Genomic DNA, 26,882 nt, shown 5'->3' with positions numbered 1-26,882 from the left:
CTGGTGGCGGGGCGGGGTGCCATGGCGAGAACGTGCAGAGCCGCGGTGATCGGGGTGCCGGTGTTGCAGGTGTTGGTGAGCTGGCCGGTGCCGGTGTAGGGCAGGGTGACTTTGGCGACGGTTTTGGTCGGGTCCGCCGGGAGGTACACGGCGTAGAACTTGCCGGCCCGGCCGGGCATTTTCACCGCGGTGGAGTTGTCGATGTAGGACAGCACGGCGGTGGCGGAGTTGTTGTCGCCGTAGACGAAGTCCGGCACGGACGGGACGATCGCTTGGCTGGTGGTGCCGTCGGTGTAGGTGATTCGCGCTGGTGCGGCGGGGCTGGTGCCGCAGGTGCTTGCCGCGAGCAGGCCGATGGCGTTGGCCTTCACTTGCTGGCCGGTGGGCAGGGGGATTGTCTGCCCGTCGGCGATGATGTTGTCGTTGCCGTTGGTCGCGGCGGGCATGGTGAAGGTGGAGCCGGAGACGGTGACGGTGGAGCCGGGTGCGTAGCCGGCGGCGGCCAGGGCCGCGCTGGAGAAGGCGTTGCCACCCCAGAGGTCGAGGTTGGCGGGGGTGGTGCCGTCGACCGCGATGCCGTGGTTGTTCATCGCGGCGCCGAAGCTGGCTGCGGTCATGTTGTTGATCGCCGCGACGGTGAGGTAGTCGATGCCGGCGGCGAACCCGGATGAGCTGGTGTTCTTGCCGGTCACGGTCACGGTCAGGATGTGCGTTCCGGCGGTGAGGTGCAGGCTCCCGAAGGGACGGTAGATCCACGACCCGGTCGCGCTATAGGTGTCGACGGGAGCGGTATCGGTGCCGGCGAGCACGGTGGTGTTGTCCACAGTGAACTCGAGGGTGCCGTAATTCGGGCGGGTGGTGAGGTTCACCCCGAGCGCGTAGTCGGCCTCGATCGGCACCGTGAGGGTCAGGTTTTCCGCCTGGTTCGCCGCAGTCGCCGGGTACAGCAGCTGGGCACCGCCGCGCCAGCTCGAACCGTTGTCGTTGGCCTCGGGTACCGGGGTGTGGTTCTGCCCGGACGTATCGGTGGCCTGTGCCAGCAGCGGGGATTCGATGTCGATCTGGTTGCTGGGCTCGAGGAACACGTTGTCGATGCCGGCCATGTACCGGTTTCCGGTGGAGGCGCTGTTGGTGCCCACGACGGTTACAGTGAGCGTGTGGGTTCCCGCCGTCAGGTAGGCGCCACCCAGATTTTGGTACATCGTGGCCACGGTCGGGTTGTAGCAGTCCACCGGGGCGGTGGTCGGTAAGCCCAGCGATGCGGCGTCGAGGGTGAAAGACAGTTGTCCGTAGTCCGGGGCTTTCGTGAGGCCTGAGGAGCTCCGCTTTTTCCGGACAGCTATTTAGCGGAATTGTTTATGCTGCGAGCTGCAGGTTCAGGTACTCGCCGTGGACCTCCAGTGGGGTCCTATAGCCGAGTCCCGAGTGGAGACGTTTTCGATTATAGAATCCCTCGATGTATTGCACAATAGCTCGTCGAGCATCCGCGCGCGTGGCAAACCTCACATGATTGATCCACTCGTTTTTCAGTGCGCCAAAGAACGATTCCGCCATTGCGTTGTCCCAGCATACCCCGGTGCGACCAACCGACTGGCGCATGTCCAGACTTTCGAGTTTCTTGGCGAACTCGTATGAGGTGTAGTTCGAGCCGCGATCGGAGTGAAAAATGCAGCCGTCGGAGAGGTCGACATTGTTCGCGGCCATGTCGAGCGCAGACGCGATGAGTGGGACCTTGTAATGATCGGCCATTGACCAGCCAACCACCATTTTCGAGTAGCAATCAATTGCCGTCGCCAAATAGAGCCAACCCTCGCCCGTCGCGATATACGTAATGTCGCCGACCAGCTTCGTGCCGGGTGCGTCCGCGGTGAAGTCGCGTCGGACTAGGTCGGGGATGCGGTGCTGCTCGTCGCCGTCAGTGGTGGTCGGTCGCCACGGCTTGGGCTGGCAGGGCTGCAGGTCCAGCTCCCGCATCAATTGCCGCACGAGCTCGTCGCTGACCCGCTCGCCGGAGCGGGCCAGCACCGCGTGGACCCGTCGGTAGCCATAGGCGCCGTGGTTGGCATCGAACACCGCTTTGATCATCAACTTCAGTCGCTCACGGCGTTCGGCGGTCATAGACAACGGTCGGTCGCGCCACTCGTAATAGCCTGATTTCGACACGTTCAGCCAACCGCACATCTTCATCAGCGGAAAATTGTCCTTCTCGCCGTCGATGAACGCGAATTTCTTGCTCACCGATATTCCTGGGCGAAGAAGGACGCCGCTTTTCCCAAGAACTCGTTCTTCATGCGGAGCTCACGGACCTCGCGCTCGAGTTCACGAAGCCGGGCCCGCTCGCTCAACGTAAGCGGTTCTTCCTCCTGCGGATTCGCCTTCCGATAAGCATTGACCCAATTGCCAAGCGTACCGGAATTTAATCCCAACTCCCGGGCGACATCGGCAATCGGTCGCGGCCCGTCCAGGACCATCTTGACCGCCTCGTCACGATACTCAGGAGAAAACTTCCTACGATTCGGAGACACCTATTCCCTCACTTTCCGGAATGGATCTTAGTAGATCCACTGTCCGGAAGATCAGGGGCGCCTCAGCCGGCGTCGAGGTCATAGTTGCCGCTTATCGGTGCGGTGAGTGTCGTCGAGAACGACTGGCCTTGGGCGTTGCCGTGGAACAACAGCTGTTGCCCGCCTGACCAGGAGACACCGCAGCAGTTTCCTTGCGGGCCAAGGGAGATGTTTTGGCCCGCGGGCTGGCTGCTGGGCAGGGATTCGGCCTCGACCCAACCGCCGGCGGCGCCGGCGGGGGGTGCGACGTAGAAGGTGTAGGGCTGCGATTCGGGAGACAGGTTGTGGGCGTAGTCGAAGCTGCGCACATGCAGGGTGTGGTAGCCCACGCTGAGCCCGGTCGGCAAGCGCAAGCCCGTCCAGCCGCCGCTGCCCACGCCGACGTAGCCGCCACTGGTGCCGAAGGTCTGGTTGTAGTTGCACTCGCTGACCGGCGGCACTGATTCGGTGCCCGCGCCGGTCAGCGTCCAGGTGAATCCGGCGATGTTGGGGGCACCGTTGGTGGAGAAGAACACCGCTTCGGGGTTGTCACTGGCCTCGCCCCAGTAGTTCGCCGGATAGTCATAGCTGTTGATATACGGCGCCTGGGTCGGAGGCGCGAGCCGGGTGAAGCCGTACCACGGGCTATAAGACCCGGCCCACATCTCTTGTGGGGTGCCCTGCTGGGTGGAGACGTTGACCCGGAACTCGTAGTCCGTGCTGCCGGCCAGGGGCACGGTATCGGTCCACGCACCGGTCGTGCCCGACGCGATCGTGACCGGACCGGCCCCGGACACGATCGCGCTGGTGCCGGCACCGTTGTACAGGTCGTACCACAGTTGCGGGTTCAGCGGCGGATTGTTGTTGTCCGTCGCGGTCGAATACAGTGTCGGCTGCGCATCTGATGTGTAGGCATGCCCGGTGCAGGTGACCGCGTTGGACACTGCGAGGCCGGCGGCGGGGTTGGGCGGGTAGCTGTAGTTGATGACCAGCGTCGGGTTGTTGGCGAATTCTTTCCACTGGTACTGGTTGCCCTCGTCCGGCGAGCGCAGGTCCATCGTGAGGTTCGGCCATCCCTGATCCGCCGCGGTCTGCGCTGCGGAGGTGACGTCGAAGACCACATTGTTCGGGTTGCCACAGTTGGTGCCCGCAGCGGACCATTGCGTATTGATCCATCCCGCTTCGGGTCCGGGCCAGCGGGTGTTGTTGTCGATCACGCCCGCGAGGTGAACCTCGACCGGCTCGGCGGTGCAGGCGTGCGCGCTCCAGACCTCGTTGGCGTAGAACTGAGCGCTGAACACCCGTGCGCCGCGCCCGTTGGGGTGGCCGGAGATGTCTTCGGTGCCCATCCGGAAGTACGACCGCGCGACAGTCAACCCGTTGCAGCCGGCCCAGGTGCCACAGTCCCCGACCTGGGCCCACTGGTTCTGGTTGATGTAGTACCAGCCGTTCGCGGTGACTTCCGCCCAGAACTCCTCACCGCGGCTCATCGACGGATCGATGTAGACCGGATATGTCACCCCGGGCCCGGTCAGTGCCGAGGCGGGTGGGTTGATCGCGACGTCCACAGTGGACGTCGTTGTGGCGCTGGATGTCTTGGTGGTCGCGGTGTTCGTGGTGGTGGCCGGCAGTGTCGTGACGTGTCCGGTGCCGGGGTTGCCGGCGGTGGGCTTGGTTCCGGCCTGCGGGTCGTAGGCCGAGTCCCACATCACCGGGGTGGCGCCGTTGAACACGACAGCGCCGTTGGGGTCGGTGGCAACCAGCGCGCCGTTGGCGTCGGTGGACAGGGACAGGTTGGTGGCGGTCGCGCTCAGGTGTAGGTGTGCCAGATTCGGGTTCGCGGCGGCGGTCGCGTCATGCACCACCAGCACCTCGGAATAGGAGTCAGCCTGTGCGGTGAGCTGCAGATCCACGCCCGGCCACACGCCGGGATAGGTCGCGGTCGGCCCGGACACCTGCGGTGTGGGCAGCGACGTGGGCCACGACAGGGACAGCGAGGCCGCGCCGTTGGTCAGTGTCACCAGAGGACTGGCGCCGCCGCTGGAGAAGGTGACGTTCTCGGTCGTCGCGGCGGGTGCGAGCGTGCCGTCCGGGTTGGCGTGCAGGGTGGTGTCGATCGGCACCCACGTCCCGTTCTTCTGGGCACGCACCGGAACCCGGTTCGACGTCAGGGTGAAGCTACGGTCGGGATTGGCCATCACCTGACGGGTCGGGGTGGTCTCTGCTGACACCTCCACCGGTTTTCCCGTCTGCGCCGCGATATCGGACGCTGTCGGTGCCGGCACCGGCGGCGGGGCCGGCGGCACCGGATCGGTCGGCGGATGCCCCACATCCGGTGGCGACACGGGAACAGCGTCCGTGGGCAGCGCGCGATGATCCGGCACCGCGGGTGGCGGCGGGGGCGCTGCGGGGTTGAAGGGATCAACAGCCTGCGCGGTTCCGCTGGCCATTCCGATCGAGGTTGCGAGGACGACAATGGTGACGAGAAATCTCACGGCAAGCCATTGTTTACGCGCAGGCTTGCGCATAGATCGACCGTTTCTCATCGGATCCCCAGTCATGGAATAAAACAAGCCAGAAAATGCAGGCTTCGACACGCTAACCAATGGAATCGCCGTGTCACACGGCCGAAGGAGTGAATCACTCAACGTGGAACAACTACGCAAACCAGCAGTCGGTTTCGACGCTACTGTCCTTTTTGTGGCAGTTTTGGTTGTGAGGTGTCCGTGTTTCGGCCACGAATGGATAACGACCGTAGATGCTTGCTGGAATTGTCGCTAATGATGTCCGGCGGCACGTCGTGCTGCGTTCTTTGTCATCGGTTCCATTCGGATTAGTGGTGTCCGTTCGGCCTAACGAGGGGGACTGGCCCGATGAATTTTCCAGCACGTCGGAATGGCGGTTACTTTCCTACCTGGCGACGTCGGGTGGCCGCGCTGGTGGCGATCGGTGCGCTGGTGGTCTCGTCGTTGACGGCACCGGCGGTGGCCGCATCGGCGGCCCAGAACAAGCCGCCCGCGGTGCCGGTGACACCGAAGATCCCGCACCAGGATGTCCCCCTCCTTGCGCAGGCACCGGGAGGCAAGTCGCCTGCGCAGGTGCCCGCGGCAGTGCTGCCACCGTCAGGGAATGCCGATGTCGCGCCGCGCAAAAACACCGCGCCGGGCCGGGTCGGCACCATGCCGATCACGGTGGCTGCGGCACCCGGGGTGGCCACACCCGCGATGAAGGTGCATCTTGCCGACCCGGCCACGACCCGCGGCGCCGGTGTGACCGGTGTGCTGTTTTCGGTTGAGCTTGCCCAACCCCGTGGCGGCACGAGCGCGCCGGCCACGCTGGGAGTGGACTACTCCCGCTTTCGCGATCTCACTGCCGGGTTCGGGGACCGGGCGCGTCTGGTGCAGCTTCCCGCATGTGTGCTCACCACGCCCGCAGTTCCCGCATGCCAGAAGCAGACACCGATCCCGTCCTCGGTGAACGACCGGAAGGCGAATGTGGTCTCGGCGCAGGTCGACTTCAGTCCCGCGAGCGGAACCTCGAGCACAGCTGCGCGCCCGGATTCGACGGGTTCGACGAGTCCGGCCATGGTGGTGATGGCGACCACGACGGACTCGGGCGGCTCCAATGGCACCTTCACCGCATCGACGCTGAACCCGTCGGGTACCTGGTCGGTGACCGGCGATTCCGGCCAGTTCGCCTGGTCCTACCCCGTCGCCGTGCCGCCGGCCGCGTCCGGCACGACGGCACCGAAGGTGGCCCTGTCCTACTCGTCGTCCTCTGTGGACGGTCGAACCTCCAGTACCAACAACCAGGTGTCCTGGATCGGGGAGGGCTGGGACTACACCCCCGGCTACGTGGAGCGCACCTACCGGCAGTGCTCCGACGACACCACCCTGCCCGCCGCCCAGCAGACACCGGATCTGTGCTGGGCGGGCCAGATCGTCACCATGAACCTCGGCGGCTCGATGGTGCAATTGGTGCGGGACGACGCCACGGGATCCTGGCATCCGGTAGCCGACAACGGTTCCCGGGTCGAACTGCTGACCGGCGCGGGCAACGGCGCGGCGAACGGGGAGTACTGGAAGATCACCACCACGGATGGCACCCAGTATTTCTTCGGCCGCAACGCCGGACCTGGCTACACCAACCAGGGCACCACCAACTCCACCTGGACCACACCCGTCTATGGCGCGCACCCCGGCGACCCGTGCTACAACGCCGCCGGATTCGCCGCGTCATCCTGTACTCAGGCGTGGCGGTGGAATCTCGACTACGTCGAAGACGCCCACGGCAACGTCACCACCTATTACTACACACCCGAGACCAACTTCTACGGCGCCGACAACGGCACCGCCGGTGTCGCCTACACGCGCGGTGGATACCTGAACCGGATCGACTACGGGCTGCGTGACGAGAACGGCACCATCTACGGCAACCCGGCCCCCGATCAGGTCCAGTTCACCGTCGCCGAACGCTGCTTTCCCTCCGGGACGATCACCTGCGACCCCTCGCAGTTCACCGCGGCCAACGCCGCATCCTGGCCCGACACACCCCAGGACCAGCAATGCCTATCCGGGACGACGTGTAACAACCACGCCCCATCGTTCTGGACCACCAAGCGGCTGACGAACATCACCACCCGGTACTACAACGGCACCGGCTACACCAAGGTCGACTCCTACGACCTCGCGCAACAGTTCTCCAGTTCCGGCGATCCGGCGTTGTGGCTGAACTCGATCACCCGCACCGGCTTCAATCCCGACGGCACCTCGATCGCGATGCCGCCGGTGTCCTTCGCCGGGCAAATGATGGACAACCGCGTCGCCGGCTACAACAACCAGCCCCCCATGGCCCGGTGGCGGCTGACGAACATCACCGCCGAAACCGGGCAGCGCACCAACCTCACCTACAGCCAACCGGAATGCAGCGCCACCAACGTGCCCGTCGACCCCTCCCAGGACACGAAACGCTGCTTCCCGGTGTACTGGACCTTTCCCTACCAAACCAACCCGACACTGGACTACTTCCACAAATACCTCGTCAGCTCCGTGCAGACACAGGAACCCAATGCGCTCTCACCGTCGCAGCTGAGTACCTACACCTACATCGGGGCACCCGCGTGGCACTTCGACGACAACGAAGTCGTCAAACCCGCCAACCGCACCTACGGCCAGTTCCGCGGCTACAGCGAAGTCGACGTCGCCACCGGCGATCCCGGCCACTCCACCAACGGTCACCCCGATATCACCACTCTCACCAAAACCACCTACTACCGCGGCATGGATGGCGACACCCTGCCCGGGGGCGGCCACCGCACCGCGACCGTCACCGACTCCCTCGGCGAAACCGTCCCCGACAGCGACCTTTTCTCCGACAATGCCCGCGAGGTCCAGACCTTCAACGGACCCACCGGACCACGCATCTCCAGCACCATCACGGACATGGCGACGGTCGCCACCACCGCCACCCGCAACCGCGCCGGGCTGCCCGCCCTCACCGCGGCGATCCTGGCCCCCACCACATCCCGCGAGATCCACGACCTCGCCGCCGGCGGCACCCACACCGCGACCACCACCAATACCTACGACAACCTCGGCCGCCCCATCCGTCAGACCTCGTCCGGTGACGGGGTGCCCGACGTGTGCACGTCAACCTCGTATGCGGACAACACCACGTCCTGGATCCGTAACAAGGCGTCGGAAACCATTACCTCACAACAGGTCTGTCCCGCGCCCGGTGTGACGCCGTCGCCGATCCTGACCGATGTGCGCAGCTTCTACGATGGCTCCACCACTCTCGGCGCCGTGCCGGGTGCGGGCGATGTGACCCGTACCGATACCGCCACCATCAACAACGGCGGCACGCTGACCTTCGCCACCACCAGCAGCAGCACCTACGACAGCTCCGGTAGGCCGCTGACCACTACGGACGGTCTGAACCGCACGTCCCGCCTCGCCTACACCCCCGCCGACGGCGGCAGCCTCACCCAGACCGTCACCACCAACCCGCTGAACCAAACCAGCACCATCACCCTCGACCCCGGCCGTGGCACCACCACCTCGACCGTCGACGTCGCAGCGCATCGCAGCGACGCCACCTACGACGCGCTGGGCCGGCTCACCGCCGTGTGGCTCCCCGGGCACAGCAAGGCCACCAACGATCCCGCCTCCGCGACTTACGCTTACCAGCTCTCTGCCACAGCGCCGTCCGCGGTGACCACCAAGACCTTGGTCCATACCACCACGACCAACACCTACATCACCGCGGTCAAGATCTACGACGCGCTAGGGCAACTCAAACAGACCCAAACCGACGCCGAAGGCGGCGGCCGCACCGTGGCCGACGCGTTCTACGACTCGCACGGCTGGGCCGCCAACACCCACGACCGTTACTACACCGACGGCACCCCCGGCACCACGTTGATCTCGGTCGCCGACTCTGCTGTCAACAGCCGCACCGTCAACACCTACGACGGCACCGGCCGCCTCATCGACGCCGCCGCCTACAACGGCCTCACGTTCACCTGGGACACCAAAATCATCTACAGCGGCGACCGCACCACCACCGTTCCGCCGGCCGGCGGGGTCACCACCAGTGCCCTCACCGACGTGCGCGGGAAAACCACCGAGACCAGGCAGTACACCACGCCACCCACGATCAACGGCAGCGTCATCACGGGCGGCACCTACCAATCCACCACACAGACCTACACCCCGCTCGGCCAAGTCGCGGCCATCACCGATCCCGGCAACAACGTGTGGACCTACACCTACGACCTGCTCGGCAACAAGACCCACGCCACGGACCCCGCCACCGGAGCCACCAGCTACACCTACGACATCGCTGGGCAACTCACCAGCTCCACCGACGCCCGCAACCAGACACTCGTCTACACCTACGACAACCTCGGCCGTAAAACCACCGAATACTCCGGATCCACCACCGGCCCGAAGCTCGCGTCCTGGGTCTACGACACCGTCCAAAAAGGAAAACTCACCTCCTCCACCCGCTACACCCCGCAAGGCAACTACCTCGTCGGCTACGGCGGCTACGACGGCCAGGGCAACCCCACCAGCAAGACCGTGCAACTCCCCACCAGCGAAACCGGGCTGTCGGGCAACCACACCACCCAATACGAATGGAACGACGCGGGCGTCCTCGGCGACGTGCTCCCCGCCCCCGGAGGTGGGCTACCGGGGGAATGGATCGGCACGATCTACGACTCGCTCGGCAACGCCGTCAGCTCCGATGGCTACAACGGCTACGTCTCCGCCGTCGCCTACACCCCCTACGGCGAAACGGCGCAGATCAGCATGGGCGATATCGGGATGGCCTCCTGGCTGACCTACGACCGCGATCCCCAAACCCGCCGGCTCAGCCACGCCAACTACTCCGCACAAACCGGCACCCCCCAACTCGACGACACCACCTACACCTACAGCCCCTCCGGCAACCCCACCCGTAGCGTCGACGTCCAAGGTCCCAACGGCGGCCCCACCCAAACCCAGTGCTACACCTACGACGCCCTCGACCGGCTCGCCCAAGCCTGGACCGCCACCGACAACTGCGCCGCCAACCCCGCGACCAGCACCATCGGCGGCACCCAGCCCTACTGGCAATCCTGGACCTTCGACCCCACCGGCCTACGGCAAACCCAAACTGCTCACGCCGTGCCCGGCGCCAGCGGCGATACCACCACCAACTACACCTACCCCGCGGCCGGCACACCGCAAGCCGCCGCCCTGCAATCCACCGCCACCACGGGACCCGGCGGTAACTCCAGCACCGGCTACACCTACGACGCGGCCGGTAACACCCTCACCCGAACCCTCCCCGTCGGCAACCAAACACTCACCTGGGATGCGGAAAACCACCTCGCCACCGACACCACCCCCGCGGGTGCCACCTCCTACGTCTACGACGCCGACGGCAACCAACTCGTTCGCCACGACCCCGGTTCCACCACCCTCTACCTCCCCGGCGAAGAACTCACCCGCAACACCACCACCGGAACCGTCACCGGCACCCGCTACTACACCTTCAACAACCAGGTCATCGCGCTCCGCGTCGGCGGCGCCAACCCCCTCTACCTCGACGGCGACACCCACGGCAGCATGCTCACCAGCTACAACCCCACCACCAACGCCGTCACCCGCCGCAACCTCGACCCCTACGGCAACCCCCTCGGCCAACCCACCATCACCAACCCCGACGGCACCAACCCCGGCCCGTGGCCCGACACCCACGGCTTCCTCGGCAAACCCCAAGACACCAACACCGGCCTTACCGACGTCGGCGCCCGCAACTACGACTCCACCACCGGCCGCTTCGCCTCCGTCGACCCTCTGCTGACGCTATCCAATCCCCAGTCCGGGAACGGCTACACCTACAGCGCCGACAACCCCCTCACCTACAGCGACCCCAGCGGGCTCATCATCCAGATCGACGGTCGCCCCGCCCCCATTGGCCAAGATTGGATTAACAACAACCCGGGGCAAGCGGCGTGGGCCAATGGCTACAACGATGCTGTCAAACGGAACTGGGCTAACAGCTTCGCGCACAACCCCGACGCGGCGGTCAACCGCGCCAACGGTAGCTCTTACCACACCAGCAGTTATTGGCGCGACGTCGCAAACAGCAGAATTTCCACATCCCGCGCCTTCAACAACCCCACGCGGCAACTTCTCGATGACATCGTCGCCCCACCCGACCCACTACAAGGCATGTCCCCCCTAGCCCAACTCGGAGCGCAGCAACCCGCGGTGTCTCCTTCCAGTGGAGACGCCTCCGGATATCACTACCACTTCACATACCCGCTTGGTGTGCTACAGATGTCTACAGCGGATCAAATTTTCAATAGAATCAAGGACCATCTGGGGATCTTCTTCCCGATTCCAGGCATGTGCAATGAGATTTCTGTTGGGCGCACGTGCAGCTTGGCCGGCTCCCCCATTCAGATCGAAGAAGTCGGTTCGCGTGACTTTCAGCTTGTATCTCTGCCCGGACACGTCGAAGGCGCCGGGAAGCACATTAGCTTCACGATTAAGGATGGCTCGTTCGGTACAGAGTATCTCGAAGTTCGCGCTTGGGGGCCCATCGGAGGTCCAACTGCGTTTTGTCAGCAGAATGCCCTGTGCGCCAGAGCCAACGCCAATGTTTTTGCCAACAACCTATGGCGGCAATTCGCCGACCGGGTCAAGTTGGCCTCATGGTAGAATGTCAATAATCGATTGACTACCCGGTGGAGAAGATGCCTGAAGATCGATGGTCGGAGTCAGACGAAGAACCATGGTCTGCACGCCGAGAAATGGCCTCGCGGCTCGTCGCATGCGTGGTCGGCGCCATTCCGTCGCTCGGCTTCGCGATCTGGGTGTGGGGCAATCTGGTAGGACGGCCGAACGCTGGATGGGTGATCGCCCTTGCTGTTTGCTTGTCTGCGGTCCCCCTTGTCGCGCTGGTGAGAATCATTGTTAACGCGGCGAGGAGGACTCGGCTGACAGAATCCTGGATCCTGGTTATTTGCCTCTTCTTGTATGTGTTAATAGCTCCTTTTGCCGGAATTTCGTACATATTCCCGATATTTTGATGTAAGTTAATATGTTGCGGTCGTGTCAGGCCTACATCAAGAATCTCGGTGGATTTTGTGACAGAATCGTCTGCAGCGTGCCCGGCGATGAGTGTGGCGCTGACCATGCACTTGTCACCGGTCGACCTCCGGACCGTGCCAGATTACCGTGATGCGGCTGGTCTGCCGTCGGGAGGTGCGAGCGGCGCCAATAACACCGGCCGGTTCGTGATCGAGGGAACGCTGACTGATCCCTCAGCTGTCGTGCTCCGACGCTCGGCGCTGCCACTTGATGGCATGAAGGGCGGCATAACTGAGTACATCATTCCGAACTGGCTCGAGAACGGATCAGTGCAGATAACTCGAGTCAGTGGCGTTAACCCGGAGTTCTGATGACACAGCAGACGCTCTAGCTAAGTTCACTCGAAAGCCAGCGCTTCGAATCGATGCGCGAGTGCCGCATCGTTGAGTTACTTACATTCGACACTGGCAAGGAAGCTGCGTACGCATTTGTGGAGCCACCCGTGCTCGGGCAAGAGTTCAACAAGGCGTCGGACATTCGACAGGTCATCGTCGCGCCCCGTCATGAAGGTGCGTCGATCGCGCCCGTCCACCAGTTCCCTTCTTTCGTATTCATCGCCATCCCGCGTGGTGAATTCGATACCCCTGCGGAGCCCTATTCGCGCGGACGATCTTGAGATAATTGGGTGGGGCGAGCTGTATCGAACGTATGACGAAGCTCAACATCATTCGTTTGATTGAGAGTTGTCCCAGCACGGACGGGCGGAGGCAACGGAGGCAGTATAACCGTGAAGTCGGGAGTCGGCCTACTTGACGCGCGATACAGCCCAAGCACCGAGGCGACGATTGATGTCAACATCCCGGGCATTGACATCAGGAAGCTAAAGTACAACCCGTGACACCAAATGAAGCCTCGGCCGCGGTAGCGGTTGCAGAGGTGATCAGTCGCGAGCTCGACGAAGACTACGTAGGGCTTTGGACGTTGGCCTGGCATCTCCGGCGGAGGCTTGGCAGCGTGTCCGACGTGCGGATCCGGGAGTTGGCTGAGGTGATTCTTCGAGGGTTGGCGCCCTCAGGCGTGACTGTCGGCGACTTATCAGGAGAGACAGGTATTTTTGACGAATGGCCTGAGCCCGCCGGGATCGAGAGGGCGATCAGCCAATGGGCGCGGCTCGGGCGTGATCCCAACATCGGCGAGATCGCTTGGCTGGTTCGTCAGCGCTAACGAACCAGCCACACGATCTCGGGCGGATGTGAGGGACCTGTTGCGGAAGAATGCGCTCGCTGTTGACCGTCTCGCAGTAGACGTATCAACAGGGTCGACCAGGGAACCGTGGTGTGCATGCGTGGGCGGCCTGTTCCACGTTCCCGTCACCACCCCACTACCGGCCGCTTCGCCTCCGTCGACCCGCTGCTGACGCTGTCCAATCCCCAGTCCGGGAACGGCTACACCTACAGTGCCGACGACCCCCTCACCTACAGCGACCCGAGTGGCCTGGAACCGCTGCTGTCGGAATGTGCCCACGCCGACAGCCCACTGTGTGCGAACTTCGGATACGGCGCGATCACACCTCAAAACCACGAAGACTTGCCCAACCTGAACCTGGATGTTGTCCGGGCATGTAAATGGCGGGAATCCTGTTTCCACGGCGAGTGGGCAGTCGCTGCGAAGAAGTCCGCGCATGCAACACCGGCCTTGGTCAACGCGATCCGCCATGAATACCGCGAAGAACCCCTGACGCCACGCCAGGTTCTCGACCTGGGCATGCAATTCACCGGGATCTCCGACACGATCGACTGCGTCAAAAAGCCCACTTGGGGCGACTGCGCCGATGCCATCCTCGGCCTCGCATCAGACGTCGCCGTCGCCGGCAAACTCGGAAAACTCGGCAAACTGGGTGAAGTAGGAGACGTCGGAGCGGACGCCAAAGTAGAGGAAACCGGGATCTCAGCGGCCGACGCGAGTGCGCTAGACTATGCAACGTCATCCGCAAAGCTTGATCACATCTTCGCGGGCAAGCACAACTTCGATCCGCTCGTACAACAGTTTGGTAGCCGGGAGGAAGTTATTCAGCAGTTCTTGACAGGGTTGAAGGGCCTAACGCCAGCAGCTGGCACCTTCGAGCAACAGATTGTTGTTGGCGGCCAAAAGGTAATTGTCCGTGGCGCGGTGGTTGACGGTATTACGAAGATTGGTACGGCGTTCACACCATGACCGATGCAGCGAGCAGCGACGTGCTCACGAACCAGGTACGCGAACTTTTAAAAAGTGTCCTGCGTCAGGCGGACTTTCCGGGCAGCGATGAGCTTCTACGGCAAGCGTCGAGCGTAAACGTCGTGGGCGGGCCAATCACGATGCTCGACCTGCTCGTCAGCAATACATTGCCAGCTTCTGCGTTCGCTGATGGTCCGGTTCCTTTGTCCGTATGGGTGTCGAACGCCGCAGGCAGGCTGGTCGGGGAACTGCTCGTTTGGGTGGGGTACGGCTACCTTACTGGCCTGGAGTTCGCATGGTGGACCGACGATCCGCCTGACCGTTTACCGACCTTGGATCATCTGCGGGTCATTCGGAAGTAAGCGTCCGCGAGGATACGAGAAATGCGCTCCGGAGAGCTTATCGTCAGCGCTGATCCTTTCCGTCGAGACGTAATGTCGGATTGTCGCTCCGCCCACGAGATCCTGGCAGTCCTTTGCACGACGAGTGGGCACTCGCCGCGAAGAAGTCGGCGCACGCGACACCCGACCTGGTCAACGCCATCCGCCACGAATACCGCGAAGAACCCCTCACCCCACGCCAGGTCCTCAACCTCGGCATACAATTCGCCGGGATCTCCGACACGATCGACTGCGTCAAAAAGCCCACCTGGGGCGACTGCGCCGACGCCATCCTCGGCCTCGCATCAGACGTCGCCATCGCCGGCAAACTAGGCAAACTCGGCAAACTGGGTGAAGTAGGAGAAGTCGCCGATGCAGGTGCCGCGGCATCCCTCGCCGAACCGACAAAGGGGCAAAAGCTGTATCGTGTATACGGTGGTGACTCAAAGGCTGGTGGAGCTTCCTGGTCACCGGTCGACCCCCGGACCGTGCCAGATTACCGTGATGCGGCTGGTCTGCCGTCGGGAGGTGCGAGCGGCGCCAATAACACCGGCCGGTTCGTGATCGAGGGAACGCTGACTGATCCTTCAGCTGTCGTGCTCGGACGCTCGGCGCTGGCACTTGATGGCATAAAGGGCGGCATAACTGAGTACATCATTCCGAACTGGCTCGAGAACGGATCAGTACAGATAACCCGAGTCAGTGGCGTTAACCCGGAGTTCTGATGACACAGCAGACGCTCTACCTAAGTTCGCTCGAAAGCCAGCGCTTCGAATCGGTGCGCGAGTGTCGCATCGTTGAGTTACTTACATTCGACACTGGCAAGGAAGCTGCGTACGCATTTGTGGAGCCACCCGTGCTCGGGCAAGAGTTCAACAAGGCGTCGGACATTCGACAGGTCATCGTCGCGCCCCGTCATGAAGGTGCGTCGATCGCGCCCGTCCACCAGTCCCCTTGTTTCGTATTCATCGCCATCCCACGTGGTGAATTCGATACCCTGCGGAGCCCGATTCGCGCGGACGATCTTGAGATCATTGGGTGGGGCGAGCTGTATCGAACGTATGACGACGCTCAACATCATTCGTTTGATTGAGGGCTTGTCCCAGCACGGACCGGAGGGAGGCGATGGAGGCGGTATAACCCTGGAACCCGGGTCCGTGGTCGGCTTGGGCGATTCCACGAGGACGCGCCATGCCCGTCCCGGCGCGCGGCTAAGATCCTCACGTGCTGCCCGGCCTAAACCTGGACGTCGTCAGAGCTACGGAGAACGGGCTGCAGCCGCCCAGTAAACCGCCCACGTGAGGTGGTTACGAGGTAAACGTGTCCAACCAAGAACTCAAAAAACGACTTTCGGACGCCATCGTACGTTTCGAGCGGGGTGACGTAGGCATTGATGAGCTCCAACGGGATCTCCAAGGACTTGCTTCCGCACTAGAACGGACTGACCAGTCACTGATCGACGAATTAATGTCGACGGAGGCCGACCTTGAAACAATCCTTTTTGTAAGCCCGGAAGCTGAGCGGCGATCTGCTGCAATTTTCAGATTAGATAGAATAAGGACTTACTTGACGCGAGATAATATTGTGGTTATGCGACTACTTTCACCCGGCGTTCAGGAATTCAGCGGGTTTGTCCCACTGTGCACCTTCATATCCCGAGCCCGAACACCGAGGCGACGGTTTACGTCAATATCCCGGGCATCGACATCACGAAGCTAAAGTGCAACCCATGACCCCAGTTGAGGCCTCGGCTGCGATAGCCGTCGCAGAGGTGATCAGTCGCGAGCTCGACGAAGACTATGTAGGGCTTTGGACGTTGGCCTGGCACCTCCGGCGGAAGCTCGGCAGCGTGTCAGACACCCAGATCCGGGAGTTGGCTGAGGTGGTTCTTCGAGGGCTGGCGCCCTCAAGCGTGTCCGTCGGCGAGCTATCAGGAGAAACAGGCATTTTTGACGAATGGCCGGAGCCCACCGGCATCGACCGGGCAATCAGCCAATGGGCGCGGCTCGGGCGTGATCCCAACATTGGCGAGATCGCTTGGCTGGTTCGTCAGAGGTGACGAACCAGCAGACGCTTGGTTGTGGACATGATGAACCTGCTACAGAAGAACGGGTTGGTGAGCGCCGCTGGTCCGGCCGTCGCCGACGTGTTGGACAGAGACCGATCGGCCCCGGAACCGCCTGTTGGCTGTCCCGCGGCAGACGTACTAACCGGGTCGGGAACGTGGGTTCGCAGACGCTGCCGGCCTGTACCGGGCTCGTCCAACTTTCGCGTGGTCCTGTTGCGAAACCGTCGTATCGCAACAGGGCAAAGGTCATTCTCGCCGCGCGAGAAGGGATCACTCACAAGTTAACGAATGTCGATGGTTAACCGAAGTTCGGTGGGATCTCATCACCGGAACGAGTGCTAGGCATCGATGGACTACCCGGTGGAGAAGATGCCCGAAGATCGATGGTCGGAGACAGACGAAGAACCATGGCCTGCGCGCCGAGAAACGGCCTCGCGGATCGTCGCCTGCGTGGTCGGCGCCATTCCGTCGCTCGGCTTCGCGATGTGGGTGTGGAGCAACCTGCTAGGGCGGCCGAACCCCTGGTGGGCGGTCGCCCTAGGTATTTGCCTGTCTACGGTTCCCCTCGTCGCGCTGGTGAGAATCATTGTCAAATGCGGCGAGGAGGATGCGGTTGACTGAATCCTGGATTCTGGCAATACGCCTATCCTTGTATGCGATACTAGCTCATTTTGTCGGAATTTCGTCAATATTCCCAATATTTTCATATACCCTTCTCAAAGGTGGAGAGTCGAACGGCTGGTACAAGGATGCAACCCCGCGATGATCGATAGTAATTCGCTCCGAAGCGCAGCAGGCAAGCCCATACAACGAGTGCGGCGCGTACATTACGTGGTGGGCACAACGGCGGACGACAAGGCTGGCCCGCTTGAGCTCACCTTCGACGACGAATCAACGATGTTTTTCGACGCAGCCGGTAACGGTGAGGAACTTGAGCTGAGAAGTAAAAGATGGGAAGACCCTTTCAAAGAACCACTCTCCACGGAAAACAAGAAATTCGTCGAGGGTTCGGGCAAGTGGACTGCGTTTGACGTATCCAATAAACCACCGTTTAGCAGGCTGATTTACAAGGAGGTCATCGGTGTCGAATTAATAGAAAATAGAGAAAGGAAAGTGGTTGGAGTGCACTTCCTGCTGGCCGATGGCACCATAAGGGTAGGGGTTCAGGCGGACGAACTATATGTCGACGTCGCTTAATTGGGGTGCGGGTCACTGCGCCCGACCTTCAAGGGCTCGGAGGCGGACGTGATGAACTTGCTGGCCGCCCAGAGGAAATCTGCGGGATCGCGTAGGCGCAAGACGTAGCCTCGACGTCTGTGGCATCGTGATGGCGGAGGTGTTGTGTCGGGATACGGCCGCTTGGCCGGATAAGATGTGCTGGTGCCCGTCCCTACTTGCACCGGACGATCAAGATCTTGTTCGCCCGCGCCCGGCAATGTGCGTACCCGGGTTGCGACGAGCGGTTTGTCCTGGAGCACGGCGGTCATCTGACTGTGGTCGCTGAGATCGCACACATTCGACCCGAGAAGCCCGACGGTCACCCTCGGTACGATCCCGCTTGTCCGGCATTCGAGATCAACGAGGACGAGAACGTCCTGCTGCTTTGCGCCAGCACTATAAGCCGGTCGACGACCACGAGTCCGTCTACCTAGTGGACGAGCTCCTCGGCTGGAAGCGACAACAGGTCGCCGTGGCGGGCGACCAGGACCTGTCCGAGAGGCACGTTGAGCGCATCTCTCTGCACTACGACGTGAAGCGGATCGGCCACGATGGTTTCGAGACGATGTGTCAAGCGCTGACAGCGCACGTGCTTTGCCCCGCCACGGAGATCCTCGGTGGCCCCGGGCCAGACGGCGGCCGGGATGCCGGTCTCCGATTGGGCTCCGTTGCTCACGGAGCACCCGATACGCCGCGACACTGCCCGACATCAGCGCCCACGAAAAATGCCGTCTGACCTGCATAGATTAACCCTGGGCGACACCGTGCGGTACGCGTTGACACGCCATTCCCAGGGATTAAAGGTCCTCTGCTCTACCAACTGAGCTAGCGGCCCGCGGACAAGCTTAGCGGCTGGTCGTGCGGAGCCCGGCGGGGGGCCGGTGGCTCTTGGTGGTCGGGCGTTTCTCGTGCTAGGCCGTCGACCTGATCGCGACGCGGCGCGGCTCCCGCGTTACAGCGAGGCCGAAGATCGCTACGACGAGGCGGTCCGCGAGCCTCAGTCGGTCAGCAGCGACAGCCGCATTCGGATCTCGTCGAATGTCCGGCGCACGGCGGTCGCGGCGGCTCCGGCGTCCTTCGCGACGATCGCCTCGGCCAGCTCGTCGTGGACGTCGGCGATATGCGTCGACGACTGCATGCCGATGAGCGCCCTTGTGCCCTTCTCGAAGGCCGGCTGGTGGTGGCTGTAGCTCGCAATCAGGAACCGGTTCCCGCAGGCCGCGGCTACGCCGTGGTGGAAGGACAGGTCCGCTTCAACGAGGCGATCCGGATCGTCGGCCGCCGCGGCCACATGCAGTTGTTCGAGCCGATACAGGACCTCGGCGAGCTGCCCCGTCGAGCGTCGTTCGGCCGTCAGCGGGGCGATCTGCGACTCGAGGATGAAACGGAACTCGAACAGCTCGCCCAGCTCCTCGCCCGACATCACCGAGGGGAGGTGTTCCTGCAGGTGGCCAGTCACGTAGCTCCCGGACCCCGCACGGGTTTGGACCAGTCCGAGGTGGCTGAGCATCTTCAGCGCCTCGCGGACCGTCGAGCGGCTCACGCCGAGCTCGCGGCTCAGGGCGGCCTCCGACGGCAGCCGCTCACCCTGGGCGAGCGCGCCCTGGGCGATCAGTGCGCGGAGTCGGCCGACCACCTGGTCGGCGAGCTGGGGGCGGCGGAACTCGGGCGCCGGCGCAGGTCGTGACGAAGCCGTGCGCGACGCCCGCTCCGCCGTCGGCCCCCCGTCATGATCCATGCTCGCCCTCCCCGTTGGTCTCAGTCTAGAGGCGGATCGTGGCCGGACCGATCAGCCTCGTTGAAGTGCTACAGCGGGTCGGTAAAGATCGTAGCGTCCTGGCAGCGCTGCTTGCGGTCGTGGCGACCGCCCGCCGACGCCGTTGTCCGGCGCTGCGCGGCCCGCGGGGGATGCACTGAGTTATTAGGATGTGTTCAGGTCATCCGATGCTGCGAGGCGCCGATGGAGGGTCATGGTGGGCAATAGAGAGCGTATCGTGCTCGAAAGCCTGCGACTGTTTAATGAAAATGGTTTCGACTCCGTTAGTACAAACCAAATATCAAGAGAGCTGGAGATTAGTCCCGGAAACCTTTACTACCATTTTCGCAACAAGGAAGAGATTGCCTCCGAGTTATACTCCCGAATGACGGATGAAGTACGCGCGAATGGATCCTGGGATTCGCCGATCACGCCCGCCGGGGTAGCTCGAATATACGTAGTTGCTCTCGATATCATTCAGCGGTTCCGCTTTGTCTTTGCCGATTCGGCGACTCTGATGCATGCGAGCCCTTCCATCGCTTCGCGGCACAGGGACTCCCTCTCATGGGCGACCGGCCGCTTGGTCGCGCTGTTCGAGGAACTGCGAGCGTTAGGGCACTTTCGGCGGCCCGATCTTACGGAAAGCTCTGTCGGGCGGTGCGCGACGACCACCGCGGTGGTGTTTGTCGGCTGGTGGCAGTATCTAGGCGCAGTCTATGGGGAACGAGCAGCCGGGCATGGCCATTTGGAAGAGGGTGCTCGCCAGGCATTCTCGATCGTGGAGCCGCACTTGACTGACAGCTTCGCGAGCGAGATTACGTCCGAGATCGAGCGGCTTGCCGCCAGCGAGATGATCACCACTCAGACCGCATGATGATGGTGCTGTCGAGGAGTCGAGCCGGCGAGTTCCTCATCGTCCGGCCTCGTCGGGTACCGGAGCTCCGGATCGGGCCGAGACGGCCCGTTGCCGCTCGTCCGCTGCTCGCATGTCGCCGAGTTCACGCTCTCGCAATGCGAGAACGGCGACCAGACTGATGATGGCGACGGCGGCCATGTACGACGAGACCGCGAACACCGTTCCTGTCTCCGCGAGTAGGAACGTCGCGATGAGCGGCGCGAACGCGCCCCCCAGGATGGAGCCGATGGCCATTGCCAGGGACGCGCCGCTGTAGCGGAAGGCCGGGGGGAAGAGTTCGGCGAACAGCGCGGCCTGGGGGCCGAACGTCAGGCCGATGGCGATGCAGAGCACCGCGACCGCGAGGCACATGAGGAGCGGGGCCGCCGTGTTGACAAGCGCGAAGAACGGGAACGCCCACGCGGCGAACAGCAGGTAACCCACGACGTAGATGGAGCGTCGACCGAGTCGATCGGCCAGCGCACCGCCCACGATGTTCGCACCACACCACGCGACTCCACCGACCAATGAGACCAGCAGGATTGTGCCCCGGTCGAGGCGCAGCACACCGGTCCCGTAGGCGAGCAGGAACGACAGAAACACGTAGCCGATGGCGTTGCAGCCGACAAACGTCAGCGCGGCGATCACCAGTTGCCGGGGGCGCTCCCGGAACACCCGCAGAAGCGGCGTCCGGGTCGGCTTCGCCTTGCGCACCGCGACGAAAACGGGAGATTCCGCAACGCGCAGACGGATGTACATCGCAAGCCCCAGCAGCACGAAGCTGAGCAGGAAGGGGACGCGCCAGCCCCATGCCACGAACGCATCAGCGCCAAGCCCTATCTGGACGGCAAGGAACACCAGGATCGCAAGGATGACACCGAACGGTGTTCCGGACTGGACGAACGAGCCCCACAGCCCTCGCCGGTGCGTGGGCGCGTGCTCGACGGCCATGAGTGCGGCGCCCGCCCACTCGCCTCCGGCGCTGAAACCTTGAACCAGCCGGCACACGACGAGCAGGACCGGGGCCACAAGGCCGGCCTGGCCGTAGGTCGGGAGCAATCCGATCGCGGCCGTTGCGACGCCCATGATCGACAGAGTCAGGAGCAGTGTGGTCTTGCGACCGAGCCGGTCCCCGAGGTGCCCGGCAACCGCTCCGCCCAGCGGGCGTGCGAGGAACCCGATGCCGAGCGTGGCGAACGCCAGCAGGCTCTGCGTCGTGGGGTCGCCGGCCGGGAAGAACGCGGAGCCGAAGACCAGGGCCGCTGCCGTACTGAAGATCGTGAAGTCGTACCACTCGATCGCCGAGCCGAGAAAGCTTGACATTGCGGCGCGACGCACGTCGCCGCTAGCGCTCTGACGCTCCATTTTCAGTCCTACTCCTCATTGAGTAATTGGTCTGACGACCGGACGTGTTGAGCTCGCTGATGGCCGGGAAACCCAGGTAGGGGCCGTAAGTCGTTGCGGGTGTGCAGCCTACGTGCTACAAACCAGTCTGACAACTAGACCGGTGAGGGAGCTGACATGCCGTACATCGACGGCCCTGGCGGTACAGACGTCTACTTCGAGGAGTTCGGGAGCGGTCCCGCAGTTCTGTTCGTCAACGCAGGCCTGGCAACGCATGCCGAGTGGGAGCACCAGGTCGCCGCGCTTGCCGCCGACCACCGCACGGTGACGTTCGACTGGCTGGGTACCGGTGCATCGTCGAAGCCGAACGTCGCCTATACCGCTCAGCTGCTGGTCGATACCATCGCCGCGATCATCAACGGCCTCGGGCTTGAGAACGTCACGGTGGTCGCCCAGGGCATCGGCGCCCACGGCGCGATCCTCGCCGCCGAGCAACACCCTGACCTGGTGGGCCGTCTCGTCCTGGTCAGCGGCGCTCCCTGGTACGGCGGCGATCGTGACGGCCAGCCCGGTGGTTTCTCCGAAGAGTTCAGCAAGTGGTGGCTCGACCAGGTGTCGAGCGAGTCAACCACCAGCGTGGAAGCTTACGACGCGCTGGGACGCAACTATCTTTTCCGCCACCCCAGCGACGCGGTCGTCGGGTGGTTCGTCGCCGGCGCGGTGCAATGGCCGCTTGTCGTCTTCAACGCGTACTGCAGCGACATGGCGGAGCTCGACCACCGGCAGCGACTTCCTCGGATACGTGTCCCAGCCATCGTGGCCCAGGGGCGGCATGACAACAAACAGCGCTATGAAGGTGCCAGCGTCCTGGCTGAGCTGCTTCCGCAGGGTCGTCTCGTGACGTTCGAGGAAAGCTCACACATGGTCAATCTCGATGAGATGGCGCTGTTCAACGACACACTCCGGGCGTTCATCGCCGAGGGCGCTGTCTCGCACAAATGATGAAAGGTACCGATATGAGCGACCGGGTCGACTACTTCGACGACATAGCGGAACTCCAAAAGGACGTCGGTTTCACTCAGGCCGTCCGGGTGGGCGAAATGGTCTACCTGTCTGGCACTGCGGCATTGAAACCAGATTTCACCGCGGCACATCCCGGAGATTTCGACAAGCAGCTGGAATTTGTTTACGACGCCATCGGGCGCAGCCTGGCGCACTTCGGCGCGAATCACAACGACATCGTTCGCGAGGTAATGTACGTGACTGACATGCAAAAATTGCGCGACGCAATTCCGAAGCGGAAGCAGTACTACGGGGACGGTCCATTCCCCGCTTCGACCGGAGTCGAGGTGCGATCTCTGGTCCTCCCGGAGCTCATGATCGAAGTTGAAGTATCTGCCCGGCTGCCCTAGAAAGTGGCGACATCATGACACGCCTAGCGGCCAACATATCGTGGATGTTTACCGAGATGCCGTTCGAGCAACGTTTTACCGCGGCAGCGTCGGCCGGTTTCGAGTATGTAGAATGGAACTACGCGTTCGACTTCACGAAAGAACGACTCCGAAACCTGTTGGAGGCGAATTCGCTGGCATTGACGTTGATCAATGTCAGTGGTGGCGATATGTCCTCCGGTGAACTCGGACTGGCCGCGCTCCCCGGTCGGCAAGCCGACGCCGCAGCCGCATTCGCCCAAGCATTGGACTACGCCACCGCCCTCGACGCCCGGTTGGTCCATTTCTTGGCCGGCAAGCCGCCGCCGGGGATGGAATCCGAGGCTGCCGACGCCGTATTCCTGGAGAATCTCTGCCAGTCCGCGGACATAGCAGCTTCTGCGGGAGTCACACTGACGCTCGAGCCCCTCAACCCCCGGGATCGAGCCGGCTATCACCTGATGAGTGCGACACACGCGACCAGACTCATCAGATCCTCCCAACGGTCAAACATCAAACTGCAACTGGACGTCTACCATCAGCAAATGCATGGCGGTAACGTCCTTCAGACAATCGAAGAGAATTTCGAGTATCTGGCGCATGTCCAACTCGCCGGCGTGCCCGGACGTCATGAGCCCGATACCGGGGAGCTGAACCACACGGCCATTCTCTCCAAACTCGACGAGCTCGGGTACACAGGAGTCGTCGGCTGCGAGTATGCCCCCATTGGTCGCACGTCAGCTGGTTTGAATTGGGCACAACCGTACCTGAACATCTAGTCTACGAGAGGCTGCTTTTATGGGAGAACGACGGTGGCGATCGGCGACCATTTATGAGGGCGTGACCCGGACGACAACTCGCGCCTTCCTCCATGCCCTCGGCCAGGACGACGATGACATAGCCCGGCCCCACATCGGTGTCATTCACACCGGGGGCGAGATGAGCCCATGCAATCTCCTTCTTCGCGAGCAGGCATTGCATGCGAAGACCGGCATCTCCGTCGGGAGAGGGACGCCGCACGAGTGTCCGGTAGTCTCTGTGTCGGATGGCCTCTCGGTCGCTCACTCGGGAATGCGGTTCTCGCTTCTTTCGCGCGAGTTGATAGCTGACAGTGTGGAAGCCACCACCCGCGCGCACCAATGGGATGGGATCCTGGGTCTCGGCGGCTGCGACAAGAATATGCCCGGGATCATGATGGGAATGATCCGCTGTAACGTTCCGTCGGCTTTTCTTTACGGCGGTTCCGCACTACCGGGGCGTAGCGAAGGGCACGACGTCAACATCGTCGATACCTACGAGATGATTGGACGAACACTCGCGGGCGAAGTCGATGAGAAGCAGCTCGTCGAAAGTGCTCGGGTGAGTGTTCCCACGCCGGGAGCGTGCGCCGGCCAGTACACCGCCAACACCATGGCTATGGTCTCGGAAGCACTCGGGTTGGCTCCGTTGGGATCGTCGATGGTTCCGGCGGTCTATTCGGCTCGGGCTTCGCTCGCACGACGTACCGGCCGCGTACTCATGATGGCGGCGTTGAACGACCGGCCGTTGCCGAGGGATCTCGTTACGCGTCCGGCGCTGACGAACGCCGCCGCTCTGGTCGCGGCGACCGGTGGGTCCACCAATGCTGTGTTGCACCTGCCGGCACTTGCGCATGAGGCGGGCCTCCGGTTCACGATGGAGGACGTAGGCGACGTGCTCGCGAGGACGCCGCTGATTGCCGATCTGAAGCCCGGCGGACGATTCTTGGCACGCGACGTGTTCGAGGTCGGCGGCGCTCCCGTTATCCTCAAGGCGCTGCTCGACGGAGGCTACCTCGACGGCACGACGTATACCTTGAGTGGGGCGACACTCGCCGAAGAGTTGCAGCAGTTCCCCGGGCCAGACGGGCTGGTCGTCCGGTCGACCGCTGAGCCGATCAGTCCGGAGGGCGGCATTGCGGTTCTCAAGGGGAATTTGGCCCCCGACGGAGCGGTCCTGAAAGTTGCAGGTTTGGGAAAACTAAAGCACCGTGGACCGGTCAAAGTGTTTGAATCCGAGGAGGATTGCCTGCGGGCGGTCCGCGATTCTGCCTACTCGCCGGGCGATGTCATTGTGATCCGCAACGAGGGCCCCAAAGGCGGACCGGGTATGCGCGAGATGCTGGGAATCACCGCCCTCATCTACGGGCAAGGTAATGGCGAAGCCGTTGCATTGGTCACCGATGGACGATTCTCCGGCGCAACCCGGGGATTGTGTGTCGGTCACGTTGGACCGGAAGCCGCGGTAGGTGGACCAATCGGCCTACTGCGTGACGGGGACATCGTCTCGATCGACGCATCGGCCGGCTCACGCACGATCACCGTCGAACTCTCGCCGGAAGAACTCACTGTGCGCCGGTCCCAGCGACCGGTGACCGATTCTTGCGAACTCGGCGGTGCCTTGGAGAAGTACGCATCAGTCGTCGGGCCGGCGCACTTGGGTGCCGTCACCCATTCCGGCGGGGTTGTTTGGAGACGCGACCAATGATCGGTCTTGTCGGTCTGGGGAATATCGGCTCGGCGATGGCCCGGCGGCTGGTTTCGGCTACCGGTTCGCTTACGGTCTGGAACCGGTCGGCCAAAAAAGCGGCGCCGCTGGCGGAGCTTGGCGCCTTTGTCGCGGAATCGCCCGAGGCGGTGTTCGACAGCTGCGATGTAATCGGTATTTGCGTCACCTCTCATGTCGCGAGTGGGGAAATCGCTCGGCGTATGTTCGCGCGGACCAGTGTGCCGCGACGACGCCGTGTCTTGGTGGATCTCTCGACCGGAAGTCCGGAGGCTGCCGCGGACTTGGCCCGCGAAGCCGATGCCCACGGAATCGGCTGGGTCGACTCACCCGTATCAGGTGGGACGGCGGCCGCAGCGGAAGGGAAGCTCACCCTCTTCATGGGAGGGGCCGCAGCAGATATCGAAGCAGCGGCACCGTTGCTGGACGCCTTAAGCGCACGAAAAACACTCGTCGGCGGGCCCGGTGCCGGTCAGGCGATGAAGCTTTGCAATCAGATGATCGTCGCGTCCAACATCATGGCAATTGCGGAAACAATCAGTGCCGCACGCCGCACCGGAATCCCCGTGGCTTCGCTTCCCGACGCGCTGTTCGGGGGTTTCGCCGACAGTCCCCCGCTGCGAATACTGGGACCGAGGATGGTCAAACGGGATCACGAACCTCGGTTCGGCGCCGTCGGGCTGATGGAGAAGGACCTGCTTCTTGCACGCGCCATGATGCTCAAGGCCGGCGCCTGGACGCCGAGCCTTGATAATTGTATCGAGTTGTGCGCGCGCATCGACGGCTCTGCCGATATCTCGAGCCTCGTTGAAGTATTTGATTCCACACACCGTAAAGACGAATAAGCCGAACCGGGACCCCCTGTCGGCGGGCACGCTGGGCGGGGTGGTCGACGAGCGGTCGCCACCTCCGCCCACGGCGCCA

22 protein-coding genes are annotated in these 26,882 nt (G+C 62.9%); 17 read left to right on the top strand and 5 right to left on the bottom strand.

Annotated features, from left to right (window positions below; translation table 11 throughout):
• From GKO32_RS19275 to GKO32_RS19265, 3 genes are all read right to left on the bottom strand, one after another.
• Positions 1–1,202, bottom strand: a 1,202-nt coding sequence (locus GKO32_RS19275; protein WP_512698967.1) for a beta-sandwich domain-containing protein, incomplete at its 3' end; no start/stop codon positions are given.
• Between the two features lie 154 nt (positions 1,203–1,356).
• Positions 1,357–2,525, bottom strand: a protein-coding gene (locus tag GKO32_RS19270) for an IS3 family transposase (protein WP_312868121.1) whose coding sequence is annotated in 2 segments (ribosomal slippage) — positions 1,357–2,273 and positions 2,273–2,525 — 1,170 coding nt in all. Because the reading frame shifts where the segments join, the coding sequence is not laid out codon by codon here.
• A 62-nt stretch (positions 2,526–2,587) separates the two neighbouring features.
• The gene (locus tag GKO32_RS19265) at positions 2,588–5,071 is read right to left on the bottom strand and encodes a hypothetical protein (RefSeq protein ID WP_166459651.1); all 2,484 of its coding nucleotides are present in this window, start codon (positions 5,069–5,071) and stop codon (positions 2,588–2,590) included.
• Positions 5,072–5,470: 399 nt separating this feature from the next.
• Here GKO32_RS19265 and GKO32_RS19260 point away from each other — a divergent pair, with 399 nt between their 5' ends.
• The 11 genes from GKO32_RS19260 to GKO32_RS19210 all read left to right on the top strand — a co-directional run bounded on the left by GKO32_RS19260 (position 5,471) and on the right by GKO32_RS19210 (position 17,989).
• The gene (locus tag GKO32_RS19260) at positions 5,471–11,758 is read left to right on the top strand and encodes an RHS repeat-associated core domain-containing protein (RefSeq protein ID WP_154758267.1); all 6,288 of its coding nucleotides are present in this window, start codon (positions 5,471–5,473) and stop codon (positions 11,756–11,758) included.
• Between the two features lie 458 nt (positions 11,759–12,216).
• On the top strand, positions 12,217–12,501 hold the full coding sequence (locus tag GKO32_RS19255) for a hypothetical protein (protein WP_154758266.1): 285 nt from the start codon (positions 12,217–12,219) through the stop codon (positions 12,499–12,501).
• Positions 12,502–12,632: 131 nt separating this feature from the next.
• A complete protein-coding gene (locus tag GKO32_RS19250; RefSeq protein WP_154758265.1) occupies positions 12,633–12,806 on the top strand; it encodes a hypothetical protein in 174 nt (57 codons plus the stop codon).
• Positions 12,807–13,024: 218 nt separating this feature from the next.
• Entirely contained in the window at positions 13,025–13,354 is a 330-nt protein-coding gene (locus tag GKO32_RS19245; protein WP_154758264.1) for a hypothetical protein, read from the top strand.
• A 117-nt stretch (positions 13,355–13,471) separates the two neighbouring features.
• A complete protein-coding gene (locus GKO32_RS19240) occupies positions 13,472–14,344 on the top strand; it encodes a hypothetical protein (RefSeq protein WP_154758263.1) in 873 nt (290 codons plus the stop codon).
• A complete protein-coding gene (locus GKO32_RS19235) occupies positions 14,341–14,706 on the top strand; it encodes a hypothetical protein (protein WP_154758262.1) in 366 nt (121 codons plus the stop codon). The genes GKO32_RS19240 and GKO32_RS19235 overlap by 4 nt, the downstream gene beginning before the upstream one ends.
• Before the next feature lie 113 nt (positions 14,707–14,819).
• Complete coding sequence (locus tag GKO32_RS19230; RefSeq protein WP_154758261.1) at positions 14,820–15,449, top strand: hypothetical protein; 630 nt, start codon at positions 14,820–14,822, stop codon at positions 15,447–15,449.
• Positions 15,449–15,817, top strand: a complete 369-nt coding sequence (locus GKO32_RS19225; RefSeq protein WP_154758260.1) for a hypothetical protein — start codon at positions 15,449–15,451, stop codon at positions 15,815–15,817. Before GKO32_RS19230 ends, GKO32_RS19225 begins: the two co-directional genes overlap by 1 nt.
• Before the next feature lie 636 nt (positions 15,818–16,453).
• Complete coding sequence (locus tag GKO32_RS19220; protein WP_154758259.1) at positions 16,454–16,783, top strand: hypothetical protein; 330 nt, start codon at positions 16,454–16,456, stop codon at positions 16,781–16,783.
• Between the two features lie 357 nt (positions 16,784–17,140).
• Positions 17,141–17,413 (top strand): hypothetical protein, encoded by a 273-nt coding sequence (locus GKO32_RS19215; protein WP_166459650.1) that lies wholly within the window; start codon positions 17,141–17,143, stop codon positions 17,411–17,413.
• A gap of 213 nt (positions 17,414–17,626) precedes the next feature.
• A complete protein-coding gene (locus GKO32_RS19210) occupies positions 17,627–17,989 on the top strand; it encodes a hypothetical protein (RefSeq protein ID WP_154758257.1) in 363 nt (120 codons plus the stop codon).
• A gap of 1,018 nt (positions 17,990–19,007) precedes the next feature.
• Here the strand turns inward: GKO32_RS19210 and GKO32_RS19205 are convergent.
• Positions 19,008–19,748 carry a FadR/GntR family transcriptional regulator gene (locus GKO32_RS19205; RefSeq protein ID WP_154758256.1) on the bottom strand — a complete coding sequence of 247 codons (741 nt, stop codon included), beginning with the start codon at positions 19,746–19,748 and terminating at the stop codon, positions 19,008–19,010.
• Positions 19,749–19,980: 232 nt separating this feature from the next.
• On the opposite strand from GKO32_RS19205, the gene GKO32_RS19200 reads away from it, so the two are divergent.
• The gene (locus tag GKO32_RS19200) at positions 19,981–20,640 is read left to right on the top strand and encodes a TetR/AcrR family transcriptional regulator (RefSeq protein ID WP_154758255.1); all 660 of its coding nucleotides are present in this window, start codon (positions 19,981–19,983) and stop codon (positions 20,638–20,640) included.
• A gap of 36 nt (positions 20,641–20,676) precedes the next feature.
• On the opposite strand, the gene GKO32_RS19195 is transcribed toward GKO32_RS19200, so the two are convergent.
• Positions 20,677–22,026: an MFS transporter gene (locus tag GKO32_RS19195; RefSeq protein ID WP_154758254.1), complete on the bottom strand. Its 1,350-nt coding sequence runs from the start codon at positions 22,024–22,026 to the stop codon at positions 20,677–20,679.
• 156 nt (positions 22,027–22,182) lie between these two features.
• On the opposite strand from GKO32_RS19195, the gene GKO32_RS19190 reads away from it, so the two are divergent.
• The 5 genes from GKO32_RS19190 to GKO32_RS19170 are packed head-to-tail and all read left to right on the top strand — an operon-like array spanning position 22,183 to position 26,803.
• Positions 22,183–23,007: an alpha/beta fold hydrolase gene (locus tag GKO32_RS19190; RefSeq protein ID WP_154758253.1), complete on the top strand. Its 825-nt coding sequence runs from the start codon at positions 22,183–22,185 to the stop codon at positions 23,005–23,007.
• Between the two features lie 14 nt (positions 23,008–23,021).
• The gene (locus tag GKO32_RS19185) at positions 23,022–23,417 is read left to right on the top strand and encodes a Rid family hydrolase (RefSeq protein WP_166459649.1); all 396 of its coding nucleotides are present in this window, start codon (positions 23,022–23,024) and stop codon (positions 23,415–23,417) included.
• A gap of 44 nt (positions 23,418–23,461) precedes the next feature.
• On the top strand, positions 23,462–24,214 hold the full coding sequence (locus GKO32_RS19180) for a hydroxypyruvate isomerase family protein (protein ID WP_166459648.1): 753 nt from the start codon (positions 23,462–23,464) through the stop codon (positions 24,212–24,214).
• Positions 24,215–24,233: 19 nt separating this feature from the next.
• On the top strand, positions 24,234–25,940 hold the full coding sequence (locus tag GKO32_RS19175; RefSeq protein WP_154758250.1) for a dihydroxy-acid dehydratase: 1,707 nt from the start codon (positions 24,234–24,236) through the stop codon (positions 25,938–25,940).
• The gene (locus tag GKO32_RS19170; RefSeq protein WP_154758249.1) at positions 25,937–26,803 is read left to right on the top strand and encodes an NAD(P)-dependent oxidoreductase; all 867 of its coding nucleotides are present in this window, start codon (positions 25,937–25,939) and stop codon (positions 26,801–26,803) included. Before GKO32_RS19175 ends, GKO32_RS19170 begins: the two co-directional genes overlap by 4 nt.
• Positions 26,804–26,882 lie beyond the last annotated feature (79 nt).

It is taken from the genome of Amycolatopsis pithecellobii, from assembly GCF_009707865.1.
In the GTDB taxonomy this organism is placed as follows: Bacteria; Actinomycetota; Actinomycetes; order Mycobacteriales; family Pseudonocardiaceae; genus Amycolatopsis_E; species Amycolatopsis_E pithecellobii.
The sequence above is the reverse complement of the archived record's forward strand: the minus strand, read 5'-3'. Positions and strand labels throughout refer to the sequence as shown.

Bases quoted from the DNA above. Each gene is read 5' to 3' on its own strand.
- GKO32_RS19175 (WP_154758250.1), top strand. From the start codon at position 24,234: ATGGGAGAACGACGGTGGCGATCGGCGACCATTTATGAGGGCGTGACC.
- GKO32_RS19265 (WP_166459651.1), bottom strand. From the start codon at position 5,071: ATGCGCAAGCCTGCGCGTAAACAATGGCTTGCCGTGAGATTTCTCGTC.
- GKO32_RS19240 (WP_154758263.1), top strand. From the start codon at position 13,472: ATGCGTGGGCGGCCTGTTCCACGTTCCCGTCACCACCCCACTACCGGC.
- GKO32_RS19170 (WP_154758249.1), top strand. From the start codon at position 25,937: ATGATCGGTCTTGTCGGTCTGGGGAATATCGGCTCGGCGATGGCCCGG.
- GKO32_RS19255 (WP_154758266.1), top strand. From the start codon at position 12,217: ATGAGTGTGGCGCTGACCATGCACTTGTCACCGGTCGACCTCCGGACC.
- GKO32_RS19225 (WP_154758260.1), top strand. From the start codon at position 15,449: ATGACACAGCAGACGCTCTACCTAAGTTCGCTCGAAAGCCAGCGCTTC.
- GKO32_RS19180 (WP_166459648.1), top strand. From the start codon at position 23,462: ATGTTTACCGAGATGCCGTTCGAGCAACGTTTTACCGCGGCAGCGTCG.
- GKO32_RS19200 (WP_154758255.1), top strand. From the start codon at position 19,981: ATGGTGGGCAATAGAGAGCGTATCGTGCTCGAAAGCCTGCGACTGTTT.
- GKO32_RS19205 (WP_154758256.1), bottom strand. From the start codon at position 19,748: ATGGATCATGACGGGGGGCCGACGGCGGAGCGGGCGTCGCGCACGGCT.
- GKO32_RS19185 (WP_166459649.1), top strand. From the start codon at position 23,022: ATGAGCGACCGGGTCGACTACTTCGACGACATAGCGGAACTCCAAAAG.
- GKO32_RS19235 (WP_154758262.1), top strand. From the start codon at position 14,341: ATGACCGATGCAGCGAGCAGCGACGTGCTCACGAACCAGGTACGCGAA.
- GKO32_RS19215 (WP_166459650.1), top strand. From the start codon at position 17,141: ATGGACTACCCGGTGGAGAAGATGCCCGAAGATCGATGGTCGGAGACA.
- GKO32_RS19220 (WP_154758259.1), top strand. From the start codon at position 16,454: ATGACCCCAGTTGAGGCCTCGGCTGCGATAGCCGTCGCAGAGGTGATC.
- GKO32_RS19190 (WP_154758253.1), top strand. From the start codon at position 22,183: ATGCCGTACATCGACGGCCCTGGCGGTACAGACGTCTACTTCGAGGAG.
- GKO32_RS19195 (WP_154758254.1), bottom strand. From the start codon at position 22,026: ATGGAGCGTCAGAGCGCTAGCGGCGACGTGCGTCGCGCCGCAATGTCA.